The sequence below is a fragment of the Mesorhizobium sp. GbtcB19 genome (genome assembly GCF_019091085.1).
GTDB lineage: Bacteria > Pseudomonadota > Alphaproteobacteria > Rhizobiales > Rhizobiaceae > Mesorhizobium.
Map to the genome: position 1 here is coordinate 1 of NZ_JAGXJY010000550.1, position 234 is coordinate 234.

Below are 234 nucleotides of genomic sequence, written 5' to 3' on the forward strand. Positions count from 1 at the left end.
GCTGGTCCGAACTGCTGCCTTCGATAAGATCAGCGAGGAGGTTCTTTCGTCCCATCAGGTCCTCCGCCAGGCAGCTCGGATCAGGGACTCGATCTCGCCGTTCACGCTGTCGAGAGATTCGATCGCGCGGTCGTAGGTCGCGCGCGTGAACTGCTGCCGCTCTACCTCGTACAATGTTTGCTTGGTGATTCCGGCGTCCGAGATTGCGGTGCTCTTCAGCACCATGTGGGTAAG

Annotated in this window: 1 pseudogene; it reads right to left on the reverse strand. The window is 59.4% G+C overall.

Annotation, left to right across the window (positions count from 1 at the left end):
* Window positions 1-54 precede the first annotated feature (54 nt).
* Window positions 55-234: pseudogene (locus KVT37_RS33015) on the reverse strand (plasmid partitioning protein RepA); the annotation flags it as partial.